We start from the raw sequence: 23,641 nt of genomic DNA, 5'->3' as shown, positions 1-23,641 counted from the left end.
CTTTGTAAGCCAGGCTGGCCTGGTTAATTTTCGATCCTGATTGTGGAAAGTTTTTCCAATACGGTCTCAGGCTTGGCGTCTTTGGGTACGTCAACAAAATAAAACTGATGTGGCAACAATTCAGGTAATGGCACTCCCTCCCATAACAACGGTGTGATATCCACGCCTTGTGCCTTACCAACCGGTGGCAGGTCTTGTTGGCCAATAAAAATATCCACTTCCTGCAAGGCATCATTCTCGACCAGGCCATCACTGTTCATCCGAAAAGCCAGCGACCAACGATAGTGTTTGACAACGTTCATGATTGGTCGATACAAAGACAGATCTGCTTTGGCTGACTGATCATGCTGTACGGTATCATCCAACAATACCCCGCCAACCTCAAACGAGGAAAATGCTCTTAGAAAATCAGCCATATACATGGCTGCATCTTCAACACTGCCATCATCAACCTCAGTCAACTCACGACCAGCCATGGCACTTGCTTGATATAACCAGCACCTTGCTGATGGCATCGACAAGACCAAAGGCACTTGACCACGTAATTGCACCAGCACCGCCCCAATGATTTCGGCCAATAAGGCCCTAGGCCCGGTCTGTTCAAGGAGCTTACGTAATGGGTAGGAAAGCTTGCGCTTCCCTACCATTTCCGTTGCAACATCGGGATGCTGCTTTAACCATGATTCAAAAAGCTCGCCAATCTCAATGACAGCCACATCGGGTTTCAACAAGCCTTGCGCCTGCGATGAATAAACCAGATATTGACTGGCACTTTCCCAAGGATTACCAGACTCACCCAATAGTAAGCGACGAGTATAGGAAAACGATTTAAGCCAGGTTCGAATACCTAATGTCGTACCTCCAACCGGCAAGAGATCAGCGAGATGTTGACTCATTTTCTGATATCTCCTTTAGCACCCAAAGCAGCAAGCATACCTTCCAGCTCCTCAATCCGTACATCTTTGGGATGACGCATATAGTTAGGCTTCGGCTCACTTGCCTGACGAGTTGAATCAGGTGCCCCCACATAGAGGGTTGAAACATCATCACCCCAACAACCAAAATATTGCAGATAACTAGGTGGCGTTGGCTTGTTCCAGGTTTGGATAAACTTCTTGAAAGGTACACCGCGGGAGATTCGATCCTTACGCTCCTGATCACGGGCCGCTTTGGTGGCTTCAAAGTTAATTGCCAATGTATTTGAATCGAATTTCACCTTATAAAGTCGCTCGGCAACACCGTGTGAGATCAGGCCTTCTTCAATATCCTTGATAATGGAAACCGGATCACGTTCCAGCAAGTCACCATAGCCGGCACCCGCACCTTGCGAAATCATGAACAGCTCACCACGTTTGGAAATCTCAAAGCCCATACCCATATGATGCGTGGTGTAACTTGCACCTTCAAATGGTTGCTCGTTCATGATTTCTTCAATGGAATGCTTGAATTTCTCAGGTGTATTCAGCAAGATGTCATACACATCGACACCTTGTACCTTGGACATTGGGTAGCAACCGCAGGCATAGCCACCAAACAATCCCTGAATCGGTGGAATCTTGGCGCCTTGACAGGTCGTCATGAAACCCCATTGCTCACTGTCCTTGGTTGCCACGATCATCGTGTAGCCTTGTCCACCACGATATTTTCCAGGAGCAATCGCATCGCGGGTCATTTTCTTGGAGACTAATTGCAGAAAAGGAACATCTTCCTCGTTCAGCTCCTGCTCACCAATATCAGCCATTGTTGCAAAAATTGGCGCCAAAGCATGCTCGCCATCACGATCTGCAACTGCGCCAGCACCCATACCGTTCAAGTCGGCACACAAGTTACCCAATGTTTCACCATGCTGACTGACACCACCCCAAATAAAGGTGTTGATCATATTGAAAGTTGGTGCATGAACCTTGGTATATTTTTCTGGACAGCTGTACAGAAATTTGGCCACTGCATGCTGACCTGCGGTAAAACCTGTAAAAATGGACATCAAACTCTGTGAGTTAGGCGCGCTATAAGAACAGTTCACAATCGAGTGTGGATCGGTAATCACTTCAATTGGCGCAAATGCTGCCTGACCACGTGGTAAATCAGGCCAGACATAGCACAGGAAAACCTGTGCCAGCATGCCCTTCAAGCCAGCAACAATAGTGTTGGTGGCGCGATTGGTAAACTCTGGGCTGGACCCACGGAAATCAAAAATCAGTCGATCGCCAGTTTTAGTCAATTTGCAATTGATTTTGACAACGCAGTTTTCGCGCAAGGTGGAGTCCTGAATGATATAGGTACGAACCGTCATATCGGGCCACTCACTGACACGACGCTTCACCTCGGCACGGACGTTCTCCATTGTCAGGCGCAACGTCGAAATCAGAGCTTCTGGGCCATCGGAACTCAAGGTTTCGACCAGACGTTGCTTGATACGCAAGCAGGCAAACAGCTTCACCTTCATGTCTTCATACTGCAATTTGGGCTCACGAACCGAGTTCTGCAGGAAAGTCAGAATGTCGCGCTTGATCTCGTAGTTTTCGACTACCTTGAATGGGCTCATTTTCAGCCCTTCATCACAAGGGCTTTCTGCCATTGATGGCATACCACCTGGCTCAATCGCACCATTCTCACCTTCATGAACGGTAGATGCCACCCAGCAAACCAATTTACCTTCCCAGAAGATTGGGATGATCATGCTCTGGTCGGTGTTATGCACGTTGCCATAACGGGAGTCATTATGAATAAAGCCATCACCATCCTTCACTCCGACGGTTGGATCATTCATCCAATTTTTGATAATGAATTTGATTGGATGATGTACCAGTGCAGAAAAGATCAGCACACCACCGGCACTGGCAATCGCCAGATCACCCGATGCCGAATACACACCAGTAATTACGTCACCCCATTTGGCGCCAGGCGCAGCACCCATCTGCTCCACCATCTCATAACCCTCATCACAACCGGCTTGAATCCGGTCACGAATTTTGGAAATGGTATGACTATCACTGACTTTTTCAATACAGGTATTTTCTACTTCACTTCTTGGCATGAGATCATGATTTTGCATGATCTCAGGATCAGGACCAAGAAACAGTGTCGTATCGCTGAGAAATTTTTTAATCAGCGCAATTTCATCTGGGCTTGGAGTTTTTGCCACTGTTGGCGTATTAATTTCACTCATTTTTAATCCTTCTAATTGATTACGTTCGCTCGACATTCCTGAGGCTCAAGTTCTCAAGAACCAGGAGGCTCCCTGTTTGGCCGCAATAAAATTCCAGCCAGGATCAACCAGGAAGGTCGTGACTTCAGAGGCAATAATTGCAGGACCTGGAATTTGCACGCCCGGCAAAATAGCAGCACGATCCCAAACAGGCGTATCAAATGAACCCTGATGGCCCACGAAATAGCACTTACGGCTTTCCTTGGGTTGCGGTGGTGCTTTTCTTTCTGATGCAGGCACTGGCTTGATATCTTCAAACTGAACCGTTTCCAATCGCACAAAAGCGGCCACACGCATGGTGTTGATCCGAATCCCCGCCTCTGGTGCCTGACTACCTTCACCAAAGCGTTTACCGTAATCACTTGAAAACTGCGAAATGATGTTGAGCACATCACCAGGCCCATTGACCTCATGTTTTGGAATCACCGCAGTGGTTTGTACCAGCTGGTTACCATAACGCAGATCCAGTTCGAGACTATGGCAGATCTGCTCCAGCGGCACACCTTGTCTTAACAAATCTTGTGTACCCAACTCTTTGAGCTCAGCGACAATGCCATTGAAACGATCATAATCATCATAAATATGACGCGTATTTGAGTCATACAAAACCATGTACAAGGATTTCTCGTGGATATGCAACTGATGCATATTGCCAGCACCTACCGCCGAGAATACAGAACTGAAGGGCGGTGCCAGAATCTTGTCAATACCCAGATTCTGGGCAATACCACAGCAATGCAGCGGGCCATTACCACCATAAGCCAGATAGGTGAAATCTTTAGGATCATAGCCACGGGCGCGCAGTTCGGTGAACAAACCATTGGCCATGTTGTCATCCACTTTTTGTCTGATGAGTAATGCGGCTTCAATCACATCACAATCGAGCTCATCACATAAAGCATCTTCAATCGCTGAAACCGCACGCCGTGGGTTCAATGGAATTGAGCCACCGGCATAGTTCTTGGGATCTAGATAACCCAATACCAGATCAGCATCTGTGACCGTAGGATTCATGCCACCACGATCATAGCAGGCTGGCCCTGGATCTGAACCAGCACTCTCTGGACCACACTGTACTGTCTTATACATGCGATCATATTTGGCCATGGATCCACCACCCGCACCCAAGGTTACCAAATGCACCATAGGTACCGAAACCAACCAGCGATCAATCACCGGATTAAAGTCATAATGCTTGATACCACCCTCAACAACAATACCAATATCGTAGCTGGTGCCGCCCATGTCGGTAGCGACAACATTACCCAAATCAGCCTGCATTGCCAAATGCTCGGAAGCAGCAATACCCGATACAGGGCCAGAATGAATCGTTTGCAAAGCATCCGTTGAGTTCAACTGTGCCATACCACCCGAGTTATGAATAACCAACATGGGTTTTTCATAGCGGTGGGCACGCAAGTTCTGCTCAAGTGCAGACAACGCGTGATACATCGTTGAGTGCAAATAACCATCCACAATGGCAGAAGTAGCTCGAACGTACTCACCTTTCCGCCCTGCAACTTGATGGGAAAGAATCACTGGGATTGCACCCAGCAGATGGGATGGATACTCTTCCAGCAAGATTTCTTCAATACGCTGCTCATGCGCCGGGTTTACTACGCTATTAACCAATGCAACCACAATGATTTCAGCACCCAGATTAACCAGAGAGCGAATCTGCACGCGAACATCGTCTTCATCCAGCGGCATGACCAACTTACCCTCAAAGTCAAAACGCTCACGCACACCACGAATCATATGGGCAAGAACCAGAGGGTCTGGGCGTTGTGCATTGGGCATATCCTGCTGACCCAGATTATCCAGACCTTCACCATAACCACGAGCACGACTAAGTGGCACCGTCGCCTCATACCCGGCCGTTACCAACATACCGATCTTGGGGCCTTTATGCTCAATCAACGCATTGGTTCCCAAGGTAGTCGCATAACGAACTGAATCGACTCCACCAAGAATTTCTTCGAGTTCCAAACCCAATACATGATTTGCCTTACCCAACGCCTCATTAAATCCTAGTGCCAGATTTTGATGCGTTGTGAGTGCCTTTGCCTCAATATATTTACCATCCCATACCACAAAACAGTCAGTAAACGTACCACCAATGTCAACGGATACACGTCTCATACCATCTCCTTCATTTTCATATCGTGAGGCCGGCTTATTGAGCCAACCCCACATTTCTGTTGTGTATTAGTGATTCTTATGGCCAGCGCCTAGAACCACCTCCGGACCGACCACAGGCTCTTTAACCTCTTCACGATTCGCCCATTGCGCCTTCAAGGCAGCAATATCGACTTCCATATCGTAGAGCGGTGGGTGTCCAGGAATCGCATATTCCGTTTCAACTTGGGTACCGCATTTCGGACAGTAATACTCAAGAATCCGAACCCATTCTGGATCTGGACTGAAAGTAAATTTGTACTTCTCAGGATCAATAATAGGAGGATGAATTTCTCTTGGATCTCTGTTATGAACTAGCAGTCCTTCCTTGTAACTCTGATTGGCAGGCCCGATAGTGTGATTACAGACTCGACATTCCCATTGCTCATCCTCGAGATTGATTCGAAGATATTCCGTCATTAGTACTTTCATGATTCTCAACCTTTCTTATTCAAGAGGATGTCACCAGCATCACTGATCACATAATTCCAGTTTGCCAATACACGGCAAGTGAAAAAATCTTCCTCAATAATTGCTGGCCCAACACCATAATCACCCGACTTCATATCGTTAAGGCGATATACAGGCACATCTACTCGCCCCATACCCTTAACAAGAAGATTACGTTTACCGCTGGGCACACTCAGATTTTTCTTTTCAAACTTGGCATGACCGTCACTGGTTTTACGAAGCACCTTAACTGCAGCCAATTCAACATCAACGGATTCAAGATTTTTAAATTGAGCTGGCACAGATGTAGCCGAAGTAAGTGCCTGACTTAGTTCATTACCACCTTGATTAGCAACCAAGCGAATACGAACTTCATATTGCCCCTCAGAAAATCCTTCGGCATACATATCTCTTAACGCTTTGATCTTCAACTCATCTACCGTTGACTGCAGATTAGCGTCATTGAGGCCATACACGGTACTTGAGTAGAGTTGCGAAATATCACATTCACCAATGCCATAAGCACTAAATACTGCAGCCATTTTTGGCACTGCTACCGTGCTGATTCCGGCTTTTTCTGCAATACCACAAGCATTGAGAGGACCAGCACCACCAAAGGCCAGCAAGATGGTATCTTTGGATATTTTTGTGACTCGATGCAATTCTCTTGCGACCTTGTCCTCATACGAAAACTGCATCAATAAAAGCGCTTCTTCCAGGCTCAGGCCAAGTGGCTTGGCAATACTTAGTTCTACGGCAGTTGCTGCTCGATCGGCATCAAGCACCAGATCACCACCAAAATACGAGCGAGGATCCAGAATGCCACTCAACAGGCTGGCATCAGTAATCGTAGCTTCCTTACCCCCCCTCCCAAAACAAGCCGGACCGGGCACTGCCCCCACACTTTCTGGGCCGATTTGCATGTGCCCATCTACCACTTTGAAGATTGAACTTCCACCTACACCGGCACTGACAATTTCACACAAAGGAAATGAAACAGAGATTCCCTCTACATGACCACGCCGCTTTTCAGCGACAACATCGTTGAGACATTGCCCAATATCAGTCGTTGTGCCACCAATATCAATAGCAACAACATCCTTAAAACCATAAGCCTTTGAAAAGGTTTTCATCCCCTCCATACCACCTCTAGGCCCGGAGCTATAAGTTTTAATAGCGACAGATTTGGCCACACGAGACGCATCGCCATCATTTCTAAAAATTAACAATGGATTTTTGGTACGATAACTTCTCAGTCGATTTTCGGCGTTATAGAGGAACTGTTCCATGGCCGGATGCAGAAATGAGTTAATCATCGCCGTCCAGCTACGTCTTTCGACATCACCATCAGAACCCAAATCACCGCCAAATAAAATTGGCACTGCGCCCAACAAATGACGGGGATATTTTCTAAGTGCAACTTTTTTGAACTTATCTTCAGAATCCAGGAAATTACGGCCGACACCACTCACTACCAGCCGATTCGCGCCTTTGGCTGTCAAACCATTGATAGCTTTGACGATATCGACTTCACTGCTATCGCCGCTCAGTACTTTCTCATCCAAGATAAATGTACGGTCACCAATCAGCGCGCTATAAAGCTCTGGATCTTTATCAGAAAGCGCTTTGAAAATGGACTGGTTACCACCCAGAAGAATCAGACCAAGTCTTGGCCCTTTTCTTTCACAAATGGCATTGGTTCCCTGAGTAGTGGAGTAACGGATGAGATCCACTTCCTCCAATAGTCTTGCGACATCAGGCTCGCCGTAAACGACGCCGGAAGCCTTTTGCAGGCCTTCAAAAAAACATTTACTGAGATCATACGGTGTAGTTAATACCTTGGTTTTACTAACTGAACCACTATTGATAATGCAAATATCGGTTAGTGTTCCGCCGTTGTCTATATTTATCTGTATGCCCATAAATATGGTCCTAGTTGAGGTTAATCAGATTTACTTTCTAGCGTATTACCCAATTAAATCGAGTACGATGTTTTTGAATATTTGATTTGATGTCTCCTATGATGGATTTATATTTATCAGTATTTGCTACTGCGTTACACACCCTTTACGCAAACGATGTGCCAGTGATAAATTCATCAAAATAAATTAATAACCATTTGAATTAATTGATATTTTTTCTATATAAAAAATATTTTCTGACAAGAGTCCGATTAAACTTAATGGACAGTCCAGTAATCGGACTGTGCTTTATTGATTTTTCTCAAAACCAATTTAAGTAATCTGATCTTCATTACTTCATGTTCAACAATATCAATCTGAGTCCAAAAAAAAGCGACCCGAAGGTCGCTAAACGAGGAGACTGTTCAACTGCTTTATTTAATGATTCAGCGTAATAAAATTGATTATTCTTCTTTCACCATATTGGAGACTTTTTGAGTAGCATCTTTGGTTCTTTCGGCAAGTTTACGAACTTCATCGGCGACGATTGCAAATCCCCTTCCCGCCTCTCCAGCTCTTGCCGCTTCAATTGCAGCGTTCAATGCCAACAAGTTGGTCTGATCTGCAATATCTTTAATTGCATTCACAATGCCAGTAATTTTCACTAAATTACTTTCAAGTTGAGAGCGATTTTGGACTTCTTGCTTTCGTAATTCCAACTCGATTTTTGAAGCATGGATATCACTAATTGAACCCACCATATGCGAAGGAACTCCTTCAGTTGTGCGATGCGTCATCACCCGAATCCGATACCATCGATATCCATCATTTTTTGAAAGAATTCGGCATTCGCAATCAAACAATGGCAAAGCAGAATGATTTAAAAGATGTTGTTCAATACGTTCAATAAATTTGGATTTATCTTCTGTATGCAAGCGAGCCAATAAACTTGAAAATTCAGCTTTAAATTCATCAATATCATTAAATCCAAGCAACTTTCTAAATTGCTGAGACCACTGAAATATATTGCCGGAATCGTTAATATTGTCGGTTCTCAAATCCACATACCAAAGTCCATCACCGATGACTTGAACAGCCAAATTCAGTTTGGTCAGTGTTTTATTGAGTTCGAATTCTTTTTCCTGCTGTTCAGTAATATCCGAGAGTGATCCTGCAACCCGTAAAGCTTTACCACTACGATCTCGAGTGGTCGCGCCTCGTGCTCTGAACCAGCGATACTTGCCATCCTTGCAAGAGATTCGGTATTGAACATCGTATGGTGTATTACCCGAAGTATCATCCAAATGAGCCTTAAAGGCGCCAAGGGTCATGGATACATCATCCGGGTGAAGACGATTTCCCCAGCTACCCAAGATATTAGGAAAATCTGCTTCATCGTCAAAGCCCAGCATCGTTCGCATTTGAGGAGACCACCATACTGGATAATCGAAATCGATTACTTTGTCAGGATATATTTCGATATCCCACAATCCTTCGCTCGTAGCCAGCATGAGTAAATTAGTTCGATCTAACTGGTATTTGGATTCCTTCGCTGATTTTTCGGCCGCTGAGATTAAATTCCCTGTATTTATTTCGAGTTCAATCAGCTTATTTTCTGCAATGTCGGCTTTTTCCTTCAAATTAAAGATTAAGCAATTTAATTTTTCAGACAGAGACTGAACACGTCGGCCACCAGATAGACTCAACCGAACTGTCTCTCTTTTATTTACATCAGAGAGTTTATCTTCAAGTTGCTTAATCAAATCATTTCCGAAAAACCACATCAGCGATTTCTCCTTATAAATTCTATTTTTAAATTAAACAGGGGAAAATTTTATAAAATCTGATAAATCAAAATGAAAGATTTGCACCGGTTTTCTTGGTCAGTTCAGATTCAGTCACACCAGGTGCAAGCTCAATGACATGCAATCCATTTTCTGTCACATCAATAACTGCCAGATCAGAAATAATTCGATCAACAACCTGTTTACCCGTCAAAGGTAAATCACATTCTTTCAAAATCTTGTGTGAGCCATCTTTTGCGGTATGTTCCATCAAAATCACGACACGCTTAACACCAGCCACCAAATCCATTGCCCCACCCATTCCCTTGATCATTTTTCCCGGGATCATCCAGTTAGCCAAATCACCTCTTTGACTGACTTGCATGGCACCAAGTATTGCCAAATTGATATGCCCACCTCTAATCATGCCAAATGAAGTCGAGCTGCTAAAAAAGCTCGCACCCTTTGTGGTTGTGATCGTCTGTTTTCCAGCATTAATCAGATCAGCATCAAGCTCCTCTTCCGTTGGAAATGGACCAATACCAATCAGGCCATTTTCCGACTGCAGCCAGACTTCCATATCAGCGGGAACAAAATTGGCCACCAAGGTCGGTAGTCCGATGCCCAAATTCACATAAAAGCCATCATGCAATTCACTGGCTGCACGCACGGCCATTTCATCTCTAGTCCAAGCCATTCTTAAACCTCGTTAATTAGTTGAAAGCAATCAAGTCCGTAACGTTTTCTGCTCAATCCGTTTTTCTGGATTGGTATTAAGCACAATCCGCTGAACAAAAACTCCCGGGGTATGAATTTGCTCGGGATCAAGCACGCCGTTCTCAACAATCTTTTCAACCTCGACAACGGTCACTTTGCCGGCAGTAGCTACGTCCGGATTAAAATTTCTAGCCGTTTTATGAAAAATCAGATTACCTGCATAATCAGCCATATAAGCTTTAACCAAAGAGATATCGGCAGTCAACGAACGCTCAAGCACAAACACTTCGTTATCAAAGGTACGCAACTCCTTCCCTTCCGCCACGACTGTACCTACACCCGTTTTAGTAAAGAAAGCTGGAATGCCAGCACCACCCGAACGCATCTTTTCTGCCAAGGTTCCTTGCGGAGTGAATTCAAGCTCCAGCTCTCCTTCAAGATATTGCCGCTCAAATTCTTTATTGCCACCAACATAACTAGAAATCATTTTTTTTATCTGCCGACTCTCCAGCAGGATTCCCAATCCAACACCATCTATCCCAGCATTGTTACTAATTACGGTCAGATTCTTGACGCCCGAAGCTTTCACCTCATGAATGAGAATCTCTGGAATACCACACAGACCAAAGCCACCAACAGCCAACGTTTGATCATCTTTCAATAAATCCTTTAGTGCCTCGTGCGCACTCCTGAAAATCTTATTTGCCATACTTGTCTTTCTTTATCTTCAATTTTTAATTTCTGCTAACAATAATCAGCAAATTGAGCCTGATCATTAGAAAGCGATTTTCTGGATTAATGAGCACGCTCTAAAATGCTGACGCAATTAACCACTGCAGAACCGCCCATGTTGAAAATTCCCGCTAGTGAGGCATTCTCAATCTGCATTTCCAATGCTTCATTGCACAATTGCATTGCCGAAAGTACATGCATGGACACACCCGTAGCACCAATCGGATGCCCTTTTGCCTTTAAACCACCGGAAGGATTGATTGGTATCGAACCATTCAAATGAACTGCCCCCTCATCAATCAGTCGGCCACCCTCACCGGCATTTGCCAAACCCATGGCCTCATAGGTCAATAGCTCTGCAATAGTGAAACAATCATGTATCTCAGCAAATGAGATATCTTTGATAGAACAACCTGCCTGTGCCAAAGCCAGTGCCCATGCGCGTTTAGGACCTTCAAATGCAATGGGTACTCTTTTTGATAAAGGCAAGTAGTCATTCACTTGTACTCGTGATCTGAATTTAACTGCTCGTGGGAATTGATTAATGATCGATTCGTCTGCTAAGATCAAGGCCGCAGCGCCATCCGAGACCAGTGAACAGTCGGTTTTTCTTAACGGTTCCGCAATATAGGGGTTTTTGTCTGAAATCGTATTGCAGAAATCAAGAGTCAATTCTTTACGAATATGCGCCCATGGATTATTGACGGCATTTGCATGATTTTTGACTGCAATTTTTGCCAGCGCAAGTGAGTGATCGCCGTATAAATCAAAGTAGCTCCTTGTCAATTTTGCAAAGATGCCTGGGAAAGTAAGGCCACTGGCTGACTCTTCTTTGACATAAGAGCAATCTGCCAAAACATTGGTGACAATTGAACCATCAACCTCAGTCATCTTTTCTGCACCGACTACCAAAGCAATTTTCGACCGGCCAGACTCAATAGCATCACAGGCTGAATACACAGCAGAGGCACCCGATGCACAGGCATTCTCTATCCGGATGGACGGTTTCCAGCGTAAGCCATCATCCGCTCCCAGAATCATTGAAGAGCAAAACAAATCTGGTACAAGTCCACCATTCAGATTGCCAAGCCACATGGCATCAACCTCATCAGCTGCAATTTCTGCATGATGAATTGCACCACGAGCGGCATGAACGATTAGCGACTCCAGACTGATCGTATCCAGTTTGCCAAAAGGTAAATGAAACCAGCCAACAATATGTGCTGCCATGATGTTCCCGTTTCAAATCAGAATATGGGTATGACCTATGTCATACCCACTGTGTTTGCGGCTTAATTACCGCCGCCACCAGTCGCAACCTCTTCCAATTTATTCAAGGAAACATCCGTTTCTTTAACACCCTTCGGATTGGCTTTCATGTTTGAAGACCAGGTAGTCGAATGATTGCGCTTCACATCAATCACATGTCCGACCACCGGCATGACTGCCTTATAGCCATCTTCACCCACATCGGGGCGATTCTGGAAAATCATGAATTTCCAGAACTCCCCCTTCTGATCGTACATCTCGCCCAGATAAGGTCTTGGGAAATCAACTTCCATATAGACCACTTTTTTGCTGTAAGGATGCTCAGCCGGTGGTGTACCCTCAACCACATAAACCTCCCTCGGTTCCCATTCAATCGGGCTGGCCGGGAAATAGTAAGGTGCTTCAGTTAAACCAACTGAAGGAAATTCGGCTGGTGTATCGCGCTTACTTTTATCAACACTGACCAATGGGCTATGCGCAATAGCAAAAACCCAACGCTTACCAACTAATTTGTTGGCACGATATTTAGTTGGAAATGCATCCCAGATATCCCAATCATCATATAACTGATCGGTACCACCAATTGGATCCATCCATGCGCCACCTGACAGGCGACGTGTTCTTCTGACTGACTTCAAATAGGCCCATGTATCATCAGGTTTGGCTGAAGTCGAATCGTTATAACGGATTGAGAATGTACCAAGCCCGCGAATATCTTGTGGACTGGTTGCAAAGAGATAGGTCTTTTGAGCAATCGTGCCATCGCCTTCAGCGATTGGGCCATTATCAAGACGACCCTCCATGTAATAGCGACGCGATTGCCAACGCTGAACACGCTCCACCCCGCTCTTACCATTAATAAACACAAATGATATGTCACGCAAATCCATCGTAGCGCCATACGTTGCCGCCCGCAGATTCCAGATGACTTTGTCACCGGCATTGGGATCATCCATTTTGATGCTCTCTGGCGGGAACAACATACCTGCCTTCCAACCACTCACAGTACGGGTTGCCGGATCGAACTTGACATCTTTAGCATATTTATTGGTTGCCTCGACATACTTCGGATCCATTTCAATCTTCTTGGAGTGAGCAATTTTCATTGTCAGACCAAAATTTTTGATCATCATTTCGAGCTTTTCCGGAATCATGCTACCAACAGTTTTACCTTCAAAGGTTTCTGTTTTGGCCTTTTCAAGATTGTCTTTGTTAATGACAAAACCGGGTGCCAGCTCACCAGCCAGGGCTTGATTGACAAACAATGTCAACGCAAGCAGGCATGAACCTTTAATTACCTTCTCAGACATCAACGATTTGTTTTTTACTACTGTTTCGCGATCGATCATTATGTGTCTCCTATTAAAACTGACGTGTTAGACGGAATGTCAACTGATTGCTTTTATTGAAGTATCCGAATAGCTGTACTGATGGATTGGGATCAAATAACGTAGCTGAAGTACTGCGAGCCCAAAAAATATCTGCCTCTACCTTGGCTCGCCATTGATCACCCAATGTCAAATCCACACTCGGGATCAAGAAGCCCCCGCCATGATTCAGATCAAAACCAACGGCAACTCCTGGATTGATCGTGTCACTGCGATAATTCAATACCGTAAAAGCAGTCAGGATTGGATTGTGTTCAGTAAGTGGTGCACCATAGGCAAACAGACGAACCAGATCATCTGATTTCTTATAGTTTTGTACCCACGTATCAAACAATTGGATGGATGAGAATGATGGACGTGATGTACCCAAGAGATGTTCAAAGTGAATATTCTTGTCGGCCCGTAACATCATGGTGACGACATCTTTCTTACGAACGCCACCTAAGCCAAGGCCTGCTGCTGCACCCAAAGTCGGGGTAGTCAACCCGCCAGTACCAATGTTGTAGGGTTGATTATGAGTAAACGCCAGTTCTGCACTTAACACTGCATCAATGCTTGGCGCATAACCACTAATGGTGGCACCAAATACATCAATTTTTGGATGAATTAAATCAAAAAGTGGACCAGCCGGTGCTTTTCTGTAAGGGGCAAATACCGAGTTAGCAACTGGATCCGCAGAGAAAGTTTTGACATAAGCCAAAGAGTAGTTCACGTCGCCTGCTGTACCACTCCAACGAATCCCGCCAGTCGGATCGTTTTGATCACCATCAGGATGGTTGCAATCTTTCTTTGTCAGCGCAGTCAGGTCAAAACCGCGATACGGCTGAAAGAACCAGCGCCCACCGCGAATATCATAGGTATTACCAATATCCTGGCAACGATCAATACCTGGCCGAATATAAGTTTGAAATTGCCCCTTCCATTCGGGTACGTCATACTTCATATTGGCTAACCAGAGAGGCTTACGCCACTCTTCGTTTTCACCTTCAAGAAACAAACGCCAACTCAAATCGTAGCCATGCACCACATCCATTGCATGAAAGAAGTCTGACTCGCCCCAGACAATTTGCTGCTTGCCTAAACGAAATGTGGCCCGATCACCGGCAGTAAATTCTGCCCACAGTTCGCGTATATCAGCCTTGTCATAGTTATCGAGAATATTGTTGCTTTGCCCACCCGTCGTGCCGTTGGTTTTCCTTAGATCCTCCAGATCTTGAAGATAAGAAGTCTTGTATTCCTTATCTCCTCTGGCTGTTGCTTTCCATTTGACAGGACCAGTCTTGGCATCCGCATCCAGCATGATAGAGCCCCGAATCATCGATGGCTTCCATTTGTCATTTGCTTTGGTTTCTGGCACATCCTGCATATTGAAAGCTGCCCAGCCTCGCAGATAACCCCCTAAATGAAAGCTATTACCATTTTCATCAGTAGCTTCTTCGGACTTGTCTTTTGCTGTAGCCGCATTCATCGCCAAAGTCATGGTACATAAAACCCATGCTAGCCGTTTCATATTCATTTTCATTGTCTACCCTCCACATTATTTTTTTAAGCAGAAATATTTATTGCTGATTTGCAATTCAGATAAGCACTTCTTCTCTCTTCCCTCCCATCGAAACAGCCTCATTAGAGGACTCGAAAATACGCCCTGTAATGAATTTTGGTTTGAATACATAGACCATGACAGGCATGATGAAGAGAGCACTTGATGCAGAAATAAACAGCCAGAGTGCAATAAGCAATCCCATATCGGCTTGCAATTTCAGGGAAGAAAAGCTCCAGATGATGACGCTTGTAACCAAGGTGATTGCTGTAATCAGAACACCCTTACCGGCGCTCATCAGGGATTTACGGATGGCCTGTTCAAGATTGCTGTGATGATGCAGCTCTTCTCGAATACCATCAACAATGTAAAAGGTGTAATCAACACCAAGGCCAATACCAAGTGCCACGACAGGCAAGGTATTAATGTTCATACCTATACCCTTCCAGGCCATGTAGCTAAAGGTCAGTGTATTTGAGAGAAGTACCGGCAACATGAAAAATATGCCAGCAACCGTTGATCGATAAGTAATCATGCAACACACCATTAGCACCAACAGTGCAAAAGCAATTGCTTCAATTTGTCCAGCGAGAATAACTTCATTAACCGCTGCGAGTACACCAACCAAACCACCCGCAAGTTGAAATTCTGCTCCTTCCATTGGGTGATTAGCTACATAGTCATTAATTCTTGATACTGCAGTGCGAATGGTTTCACCCTGATGATCACGGAAAAACAATGTCACAGCACCATTGAGCGCCTGTGGATCCATAAAACGATCCATATCACCAGGATCACTGCCTGACACAAACATGAATACCAGCTCACCGTTTTCATTCGCGCTATTGCCAAGCTCTTGATATCGGACATTGCCCTCGCGAATGACTCTTTTTACTTGAGGCAGTACATCAGCCATTGACAAACTACCGCCAATTTCAGGTTGAGCTTCCATATACTTTTGAAAAGATTCCATGCCTTGCAAAACAGATGGCTCTTTAAGCGCCCCTTCTTCTTTTCCATGGACCACAACAAACATGCGATCAGAACCCTGAAATTTTTGATTAATGGCTTTTGCATCTTTGTTATAAGTTGAATCCGGCCAAAGAATGGGGGATCCAGGATTGGCATCACCAACTTTCAGATTAAGTGCATAAAATCCGGATGCTACGAACGCAATACATGCACCGGCAATAACGGTATAACGCCAGCGGGAAGTCACAATACCGGCGCAAAATCCCAATACACCCCGCAACAGACCCATGACATTAATTGGATGAATATATTTAATTGATGAGCTGCACCATGAAAGCATGACCGGCGTCAGAATCAGTGCACTGACAATGATCGAAAGAATCCACACCGTACCAATCAGAGAGATTTTTTCCAGCATTGGAATTGGCGTGAGCGCTACCACCAGAACACAACCAGCATCGGCTACGATAGCCAGCATGCCTGGTTTAAATAAATTCAAAATACTGGACTTTGCAGCCTCCAGCGCCGTCATTTTCTGCGCCATGATTTCATCGTCAAATCGTGAAACCAATTGGACAGAATTGGATATGGCTTGTGCAGTAATCAGAAAAGCGACGACAATAACCAATGGATCCAGATGAAACCCCATTAATTTAGCCGCACCCAATGCCCAAACAGCACTGACAAATCCGGTGAGCAATGGCAGCAAAGTACCATGCCAAGTTCTTGTGATTAATAACAACAAAAGTACGAGTGAGCCAACGGTAATAAAGAAAATGTACATAGTTTCAGTTAAATAGTGATTCACCAATCCATACAAAATTGGTTCACCGACCATCCTCACCATCACGCCATCGCCTTTTGCCCTCTCAGTAATCTCTGCAATCTGTTCATAGGCCTTTGAATAATTTACTGCACCATCTACAAAGTCGGCGGTTATCAGGGCAGCTTTCATGTCCATGGATACGTATGGCCCATAGACCAAGGAATTATTTAATACCGATTCTTTTAATAGCTGAATCTCGGCATTATTCTTTGGCAGGTTTGGCCACATCAAAGAGCGTGACTCAACACCTTCCGTCGAAGCCCGAACCTCTTTCATTTTTTTGGATGCAAGCGAAGTGATTTGATAGGTATCGACACCCTCTACTTTTTGCAACTCTTGCGTAATCTGCCTCAGCTTGCCGAGAACAGTCATATTGAACACATCGCCCTGCTCAACTTCGAGCATGATGCTCACCATGTTTGAGCCGCCAAATGTCTGCTTGAATTTATTATTCACAGCGATGTAGGGATGGCTTTTTGGCAAGAGATCCGTAAACACCGTTTTAATTTCGATATGCGCCGCCAAATAACCCATGACAAGCGTTATGGCGGCAATCACCAAAACAACCATTACACGAAACCTTAATACACGATCAATGAATCCTGACAAGACTCTGAATATTGCGTTTTTCATTTTTATGTCTTTCCAAAGCAATAGTGATAATTAGCAATCAATTCCGACCAAAAACATGTAACGCACCCTGTTTGAGCTCTGACAAATTAGCGCCTGCCAAGTAATATTTATCTTGCGCGAAAATAATTTGGGTGTGCCATGACAAGTCTTTATCGTCAATGCGGCCACCACGCCAATCCTCACCGCCCATGTCGCTACTAATCATGATGCCCTTATCACCGACAGCAATCCAATGCGAGCCATCCCAAATAACGCTGTTCAAATGCTCTTTAGTAGCGGGCTTAACCAGCGTCCATTTATTTCCGCCATCAGACGTGCGCAAAACCACACCGGCTAATCCCACAGCAACACCATTATTTGCATCACGAAAATACACAGATAAAAGACTGGACTTGACTGGGCTAGACAATGCATTCCAAGTTGCCCCACCATCTACGGTTTTCAGCATTGCGCCAAACTCGCCGACCACCCAGCCTTGATTACCAATGAAAAATACGTCATTCCAGGCCTGATCCTTTTCTACCACGGCTCTTTGCCAAGTCTTGCCATAATCATTCGTTCGCAATACAGCACCCAATTCACCCACAGCCCAGGCAATGCCATCGCCATACCCCCTGACCCTCAATAATTTATTGGCAACCTCAGAATGAGGGGCCTCCACTTCAACCCAGTGCGTGCCACCATCACTAGTTACAGCGATACGACCTTGATTACCAACTGCAATGGCCTGCCTCTCATCCCAGGCAGATATCGACTGGATATGTGAACTGAGCGGTGAAACCTGAGCCGCCCAGGTTTCACCATCGTTAACGCTACGAACAATTTTTCCATTTGACCCAACCGCCCATATGACATCGGGTGCAGGAATTGTCATGCCATAAAAAACATCTCGCCGCTCTAAAGGCGGACTAATCACCTTCACAACACCCGATTCTGCTTTCACAAAGAAAGCCAAATAAAGCAATCCACCAACAATCATGAATGGCAGAAGGGCTGAGATAATTGACGATATGAAACTTGAGCTACGCTCCTGAACCAATACGCTAGACATATTTAATCTCCCAACCACATTTGAGACAGAGATATTTTTCTGAACAACAATTCAAATATAACCAGCGTATCTGGATATGAAATATCGAGGCCAAAAGCACCCCTGTGAATGACAATCATTTTTTGTCTCCGTGTCGTTATTGTCAGTAATGTCATTAGCCAATCGATAATTGACCGGCTTTAATTTTTTATATCTAATGCAACTTAGGTGCCAATAGGAAAATGGTTCGAATAATAAAATCAACTTATTGATTTAAATGATTAATCCTTAATGTCCGGAACCACGATTGAGACCGATTTTTGGTCAAATGCAATCGGTCGGTAGTTCGATAATTGGATAGAAGCACCAGACTTTCAGAGGAATTGCCGCACGATTCGTGGGATCGAATAGTCGCCACAATTATTTGAATTTGTGACAACGGCGATTGATATCGCCACTTGATTAACGTAGATTTTTCGACTAGATTCCCCTTGCTTTCTGCAAGGAGAATTTTGATTTTTTCAAGAAATGATGAGCAAGCTATTCATGCATCAACTTAAAAATCAGCTCATTGATATTCTTGACTTGAAATTTTTCCATCAGCCTAAAGCGATATGTTTCAATCGTTCTTGGGCTTAATCTGAGCAATTTGGCGATTTCTTTACTGGTAAAACCCTGATGGATATCAGAGACAATTTGTCTCTCACGTACAGTAAGCATTTTATGGAAATTTTTATAGCCACGAACCCACTCGAATGTATAGCCAGCCAACGAGAATGGATCAGAGTTTGACTCACATCGGCCCCTTACCCTAAACCAATTGAGACTACCATCCTTTCTCTTCATTACCCGCTCATCACTGCACTCCCCATTAATCCGCATAGATTCGATCCAATGATCGCCAACATCCTGATATTCCTGCCTGCTTGGGTACAAGCCTTCTAATGACATACCAATCAGCTCACTCCGGTCATAACCGAACATATTGGTAAATTCATTGTTGCAATGAACGATGATTCGCCCAGATGAGACCAATATACCCATGGGAACCAAATCAAATAATTGCAATAGCTGACTGGTATTCTCGCTTAAATTCAAAATATCACTTTCTTATTTTGATAGTAAGTACTCATACTTACTTTTTTAATTTATTCATTTATTCAAGATAAATTTAAAAAAAAACGAGCAAATTAGATGCCATTCAATAAATTATTTTCCTGTTAGGTAATTGGACACTCTTGATAACAACATCCATTAAATATCATCTTCAATCCATATTTCGCACGACTGATTATCAAATTCGTTCTGTTTTTGATCTGGTCTGATATTTTTTCAAGCCAGTTTATATAAAAGAATGCATCGTATTTTTACGACTTATATATAACTACTCACTTAGATAAAGTCATTGAAGCAAATTGTTGATGCTCAACATTTAATCATTCAGACCTCCGTCGGTGATTAGGCAGACCGTTGATCAATAACAAATTGTGTCAGGCGTTTTTAAAATCAGAAATCGTATTTAAAAATTATTAATGATTAAAATTATCGGAGACGAAGATGAAACCTGTAAGTAAGAATATAAAATCGGCAACCAAAATAGCCATGGCACTCATATTGCTGGGCACAAGCTATTGCGAAGCTGCGACACCCAATGATGCGGCAGACAATGGTGCTGACTGGGCTCAATATCATCGAGATTATCGCGGCTGGCGCTATAGTCCGCTAGAACAGGTCAATACCAATAACGTTAAAAAACTCAAAATTGCCTGGATTCATCAGCCTGGTGATATTGCACAGGGATTACAAGCTACGCCGATCGCCATTGATGGCATTCTTTACTATATTGCTGCCAACAACCGGGTCTTTGCAGTGGATGGAAAAACTGGCAAAGAGCTGTGGAGCTACTTCACTGAACTGGACCCTATCGTTTCAAAACTGCTCTTTGCCTCATACAATCGAGGTGTCACGGTAGGCCTTGGTAAAGTATATTTCGGCACACTGGACGGTCGAATTATCGCGTTAGATCAGAAGACCGGAAAAAAACTATGGGACACCAAACTCGTTGATACAGAAAAGAGTGCAGGAAGTAACTTTACCTCCCCACCAACCTTGGCTGGTGATGTGCTCATCATAGGGCCAACTGGTGGCGATCTGGCGCAACGTGGCAAAATCCATGCGGTGAGCGCACAAACAGGCGAACGCCTTTGGGCCTTCGAAACACTCAAAGATGATCCGGCAAGCTGGCCAAAAGGTGCGATTGATACCGGCGGCGGCGGTACCTGGATGGGTGGTCAATATGACCCAAAGAATGATCTATTTTATATTGGCACATCCAATGCGGCACCGGACTTCGATGGCTCGGTTCGTCCTGGCAACAACCTCTATACAGCGACACTTTTGGCCATCGAACCCAAGACAGGTAAATTAAGATGGCATCATCAAGAAGTACCCCATGATGTCTGGGACTACGATGCGGCCTATGAATCTGTCATGCTGGACAAGGATGGTAAAGACATTCTTTTCCACCTCAATAAGGGTGGTTATGTTTCAGTATTAGATCGTAAAACCGGCCAAGTACTGAATGTCTGGCCACTGGCCGAAAATATTAATTGGGTTGAGTCCGTTAATCCAAAAACCGGTGAACTGATAGGCCGTAACGAACCAGAAGAAGGTAAAGCCAAAACACTTTGCCCAAGCGTCCTTGGTGCAAGAAGCTGGAACCATGGTGCCTACAGTCCAAAAACTGGACTTTGGTATACCAATGCGCATGAATTCTGCAATACAGTAAAAGTTGGCAAGCAAGAACCCAAGGACATGGCTTTTTCGCAACCTTACTTTGCCTTCGCCGAACTCAATTTTGCACCACCGCCCGCTACTGGCAAACCTAGCAGCAGACTGCAAGCAGTAGATCCATTAACCGGAAAAACGGCCTGGAAGATTCCTTCTGATTTACCCAACCTTGGATCGGTTCTGGCAACAGCAGGCAATCTGGTATTCAATGGTGATGTACATGGTCTGGTACATGCCTATGACGCCAAATCAGGCAAAGAACTTTGGAATTTCAATACTGGATCTGGTATTCGCTCGGGTTTGATCAGCTACGCGGCTGGTGGCAAGCAATATATCTTGGTGCCATCAGGTTTTGGATCGCTGTTTCCAGCTTTTGCTGGAGCCGTTTATCCAGGATTTAAAAATACGCGTGGTGGCGCAGCGCTGATCGCATTCACAATCGAATAAATTTTATTCTTATCCAATTGATGTGCAGATATCTCTGATTCTGCACATCTTTTTTTGCACACTCATTATGCACATCTATCAGACCTATCTTAAACTTGTCTTTCTTGTTATTGCAAACTTACTGATTAATCAATCCATCCTTGCCGACGAGGCAGCACCACCAACCACCAATGAGACAGCCAAGACCATTGCACCTACCTTGGAAGATTTAAAAAATCCGACATGGATTGCCGATGGGAAAAAGCGCTTCATCCAGACTTGCGCTTATTGTCATGGCCAGGAGGGTGATGCAGGAAAAACAAAATCATTCAGATCACGCATCGATTGGGATCCTCAGTATATTCACGACACCATCGCTAACGGAAGAATTAATGGTGCCAATGTCATGCCATCCTGGAAAGGTTCAATTCCAGATGAAACCATCTGGAAAATTGTTTCATACATTCGATCCTTGTCAGAATCCAACAAGCCAGAATAAATAATTCATATTTTAAATAAGTTCAATAAACTTGTTTGCATCGTATTTTTACGACTTAATTTCGCATCAATCAAAAGCTAACATGGTCTCGTTATGATCTTCATTTTTTATAAAGACATGAAGATCATAAGTTAAAAAAATGATTAACTAATGGAGACCTTAATGAATAAGAAAATTATCACACTTGCATTACTTTCGATGCTACCCGTGCTGGCCAGCGCAGAATCCAATGTAACCCTATACGGTTTGGTCGATGGTGGTTTTTTAACACGTGGCAATGAGAGTGGCGCTTACAAACAGGTGGCTGGTGCAAACTTTAATGGCCGCAAAAATGAAATGGCAAGCGGTATTGAATCAGACAGCCGCTTTGGCTTACGCGGGACGGAGGATCTTGGTAACGGATTGACCGCACTGTTTCAACTCGAAGCAGGTTTTGCACTGGATGATGGCAAGTCGACCCTGAATGACTCACAAAGCAATGGGATCTTCAGAAGAAATAGTTATGTTGGTCTTACCAGTGCATCGGGTACTGGCGTAATCGGTCGCATAGATGGTGGTCGTTACAGCATTGCAGGAAAATATGATCCATTTGCCAATGGTACCGTTGCCAATATGGCTTCGGTACAGGTTCATGGAACTCGTGCTGACAATGCTATTGCCTATATCTCGCCAGTATGGAGCGGATTTTCTTTTCTTGCCGCTTTTACACCAAACCTGATTGGTCAAGAACACCCGGGTAATGTTGGTGATGGACGATTGTGGGCAATTATTCCTTCTTATACCAATGGTCCACTTAACGTCACGGTGGATTACGAAAGATTGACACCTAAAGGTGCCGAAAAATATAAAACCCACATTTATGTTGCTGCAGCCTCTTATGATCTAGGCTATATCAAGCTGCATAGTTATTTTGAGAAAATAAAAACTGACAACTATTCAGATTTGTTCAAGGGAACACTCGGCACCTATAACGCACTTTTTGATCACAATAGCTGGATGATTGGTGCATCTGCCCCAATTGATGATCGAACCAAAGTACGCGCATCCTATGTGAAATATGATGACAAGACATCGCTAGATGCAAGCTGCAATAAATATGGCATTGGCGCAGTCTATACTTTATCGAAGCGCACCCATATTTACACAGATTACGCTCGCATCAGCAATCGTAGCAATGGCATTTGCTCTATCGCACCGTCACCAGTGAGTACCGCGGTGGACTCTGGTGGTACAGGATCTCCTGCAGGCGGTTATGGTGTATCGGGATTTGACTTTGGTATTAGTCATTCCTTTTAGTT

The 23,641-nt window shown here is 44.3% G+C and carries 17 protein-coding genes; 3 read left to right on the top strand and 14 right to left on the bottom strand.

Annotated features, from left to right (window positions below):
- Positions 1–23: 23 nt before the first annotated feature.
- From ACMYR3_RS00860 to ACMYR3_RS00795, 14 genes are all read right to left on the bottom strand, one after another.
- On the bottom strand, positions 24–896 hold the full coding sequence (locus tag ACMYR3_RS00860) for a hypothetical protein (RefSeq protein WP_424193616.1): 873 nt from the start codon (positions 894–896) through the stop codon (positions 24–26).
- Positions 893–3,169 (bottom strand): hydantoinase B/oxoprolinase family protein, encoded by a 2,277-nt coding sequence (locus ACMYR3_RS00855; RefSeq protein WP_424193614.1) that lies wholly within the window; start codon positions 3,167–3,169, stop codon positions 893–895. The genes ACMYR3_RS00860 and ACMYR3_RS00855 overlap by 4 nt, the downstream gene beginning before the upstream one ends.
- 45 nt (positions 3,170–3,214) lie before the next feature.
- Entirely contained in the window at positions 3,215–5,350 is a 2,136-nt protein-coding gene (locus ACMYR3_RS00850; RefSeq protein WP_424193612.1) for a hydantoinase/oxoprolinase family protein, read from the bottom strand.
- 66 nt (positions 5,351–5,416) lie between these two features.
- Positions 5,417–5,818, bottom strand: coding sequence for an acetone carboxylase subunit gamma (locus tag ACMYR3_RS00845; protein ID WP_424193610.1), 402 nt, complete (start codon positions 5,816–5,818; stop codon positions 5,417–5,419).
- Between the two features lie 5 nt (positions 5,819–5,823).
- Entirely contained in the window at positions 5,824–7,758 is a 1,935-nt protein-coding gene (locus ACMYR3_RS00840; RefSeq protein ID WP_424193608.1) for a hydantoinase/oxoprolinase family protein, read from the bottom strand.
- Between the two features lie 443 nt (positions 7,759–8,201).
- Positions 8,202–9,521, bottom strand: coding sequence for a methyl-accepting chemotaxis protein (locus ACMYR3_RS00835; RefSeq protein ID WP_424193606.1), 1,320 nt, complete (start codon positions 9,519–9,521; stop codon positions 8,202–8,204).
- Positions 9,522–9,588: 67 nt separating this feature from the next.
- Positions 9,589–10,218, bottom strand: coding sequence for a 3-oxoacid CoA-transferase subunit B (locus ACMYR3_RS00830; RefSeq protein WP_424193605.1), 630 nt, complete (start codon positions 10,216–10,218; stop codon positions 9,589–9,591).
- Between the two features lie 30 nt (positions 10,219–10,248).
- Complete coding sequence (locus ACMYR3_RS00825) at positions 10,249–10,947, bottom strand: CoA transferase subunit A (RefSeq protein ID WP_424193604.1); 699 nt, start codon at positions 10,945–10,947, stop codon at positions 10,249–10,251.
- 86 nt (positions 10,948–11,033) lie between these two features.
- The gene (locus ACMYR3_RS00820) at positions 11,034–12,200 is read right to left on the bottom strand and encodes an acetyl-CoA acetyltransferase (RefSeq protein ID WP_424193602.1); all 1,167 of its coding nucleotides are present in this window, start codon (positions 12,198–12,200) and stop codon (positions 11,034–11,036) included.
- Positions 12,201–12,262: 62 nt separating this feature from the next.
- Positions 12,263–13,588 carry a DUF1329 domain-containing protein gene (locus tag ACMYR3_RS00815; RefSeq protein ID WP_424193600.1) on the bottom strand — a complete coding sequence of 442 codons (1,326 nt, stop codon included), beginning with the start codon at positions 13,586–13,588 and terminating at the stop codon, positions 12,263–12,265.
- A gap of 13 nt (positions 13,589–13,601) precedes the next feature.
- On the bottom strand, positions 13,602–15,137 hold the full coding sequence (locus ACMYR3_RS00810) for a DUF1302 family protein (RefSeq protein ID WP_424193598.1): 1,536 nt from the start codon (positions 15,135–15,137) through the stop codon (positions 13,602–13,604).
- Positions 15,138–15,204: 67 nt separating this feature from the next.
- Positions 15,205–17,598 carry an efflux RND transporter permease subunit gene (locus ACMYR3_RS00805; protein ID WP_424193597.1) on the bottom strand — a complete coding sequence of 798 codons (2,394 nt, stop codon included), beginning with the start codon at positions 17,596–17,598 and terminating at the stop codon, positions 15,205–15,207.
- 37 nt (positions 17,599–17,635) lie between these two features.
- Positions 17,636–18,649 (bottom strand): WD40/YVTN/BNR-like repeat-containing protein, encoded by a 1,014-nt coding sequence (locus ACMYR3_RS00800; RefSeq protein WP_424193595.1) that lies wholly within the window; start codon positions 18,647–18,649, stop codon positions 17,636–17,638.
- A 519-nt stretch (positions 18,650–19,168) separates the two neighbouring features.
- The gene (locus ACMYR3_RS00795; RefSeq protein ID WP_424193593.1) at positions 19,169–19,726 is read right to left on the bottom strand and encodes a LuxR C-terminal-related transcriptional regulator; all 558 of its coding nucleotides are present in this window, start codon (positions 19,724–19,726) and stop codon (positions 19,169–19,171) included.
- 504 nt (positions 19,727–20,230) lie between these two features.
- Here ACMYR3_RS00795 and ACMYR3_RS00790 point away from each other — a divergent pair.
- The 3 genes from ACMYR3_RS00790 to ACMYR3_RS00780 all read left to right on the top strand — a co-directional run bounded on the left by ACMYR3_RS00790 (position 20,231) and on the right by ACMYR3_RS00780 (position 23,639).
- Positions 20,231–21,865 carry a pyrroloquinoline quinone-dependent dehydrogenase gene (locus ACMYR3_RS00790; protein WP_424193591.1) on the top strand — a complete coding sequence of 545 codons (1,635 nt, stop codon included), beginning with the start codon at positions 20,231–20,233 and terminating at the stop codon, positions 21,863–21,865.
- A 67-nt stretch (positions 21,866–21,932) separates the two neighbouring features.
- Positions 21,933–22,343, top strand: a complete 411-nt coding sequence (locus ACMYR3_RS00785) for a c-type cytochrome (protein ID WP_424193589.1) — start codon at positions 21,933–21,935, stop codon at positions 22,341–22,343.
- Positions 22,344–22,505: 162 nt separating this feature from the next.
- On the top strand, positions 22,506–23,639 hold the full coding sequence (locus ACMYR3_RS00780) for a porin (protein ID WP_424193587.1): 1,134 nt from the start codon (positions 22,506–22,508) through the stop codon (positions 23,637–23,639).
- Positions 23,640–23,641 lie beyond the last annotated feature (2 nt).

The sequence above is a fragment of the Ampullimonas aquatilis genome (genome assembly GCF_049675895.1).
Taxonomy (GTDB): Bacteria; Pseudomonadota; Gammaproteobacteria; order Burkholderiales; family Burkholderiaceae_D; genus Ampullimonas; species Ampullimonas aquatilis.
The sequence above is the reverse complement of the archived record's forward strand: the minus strand, read 5'-3'. Positions and strand labels throughout refer to the sequence as shown.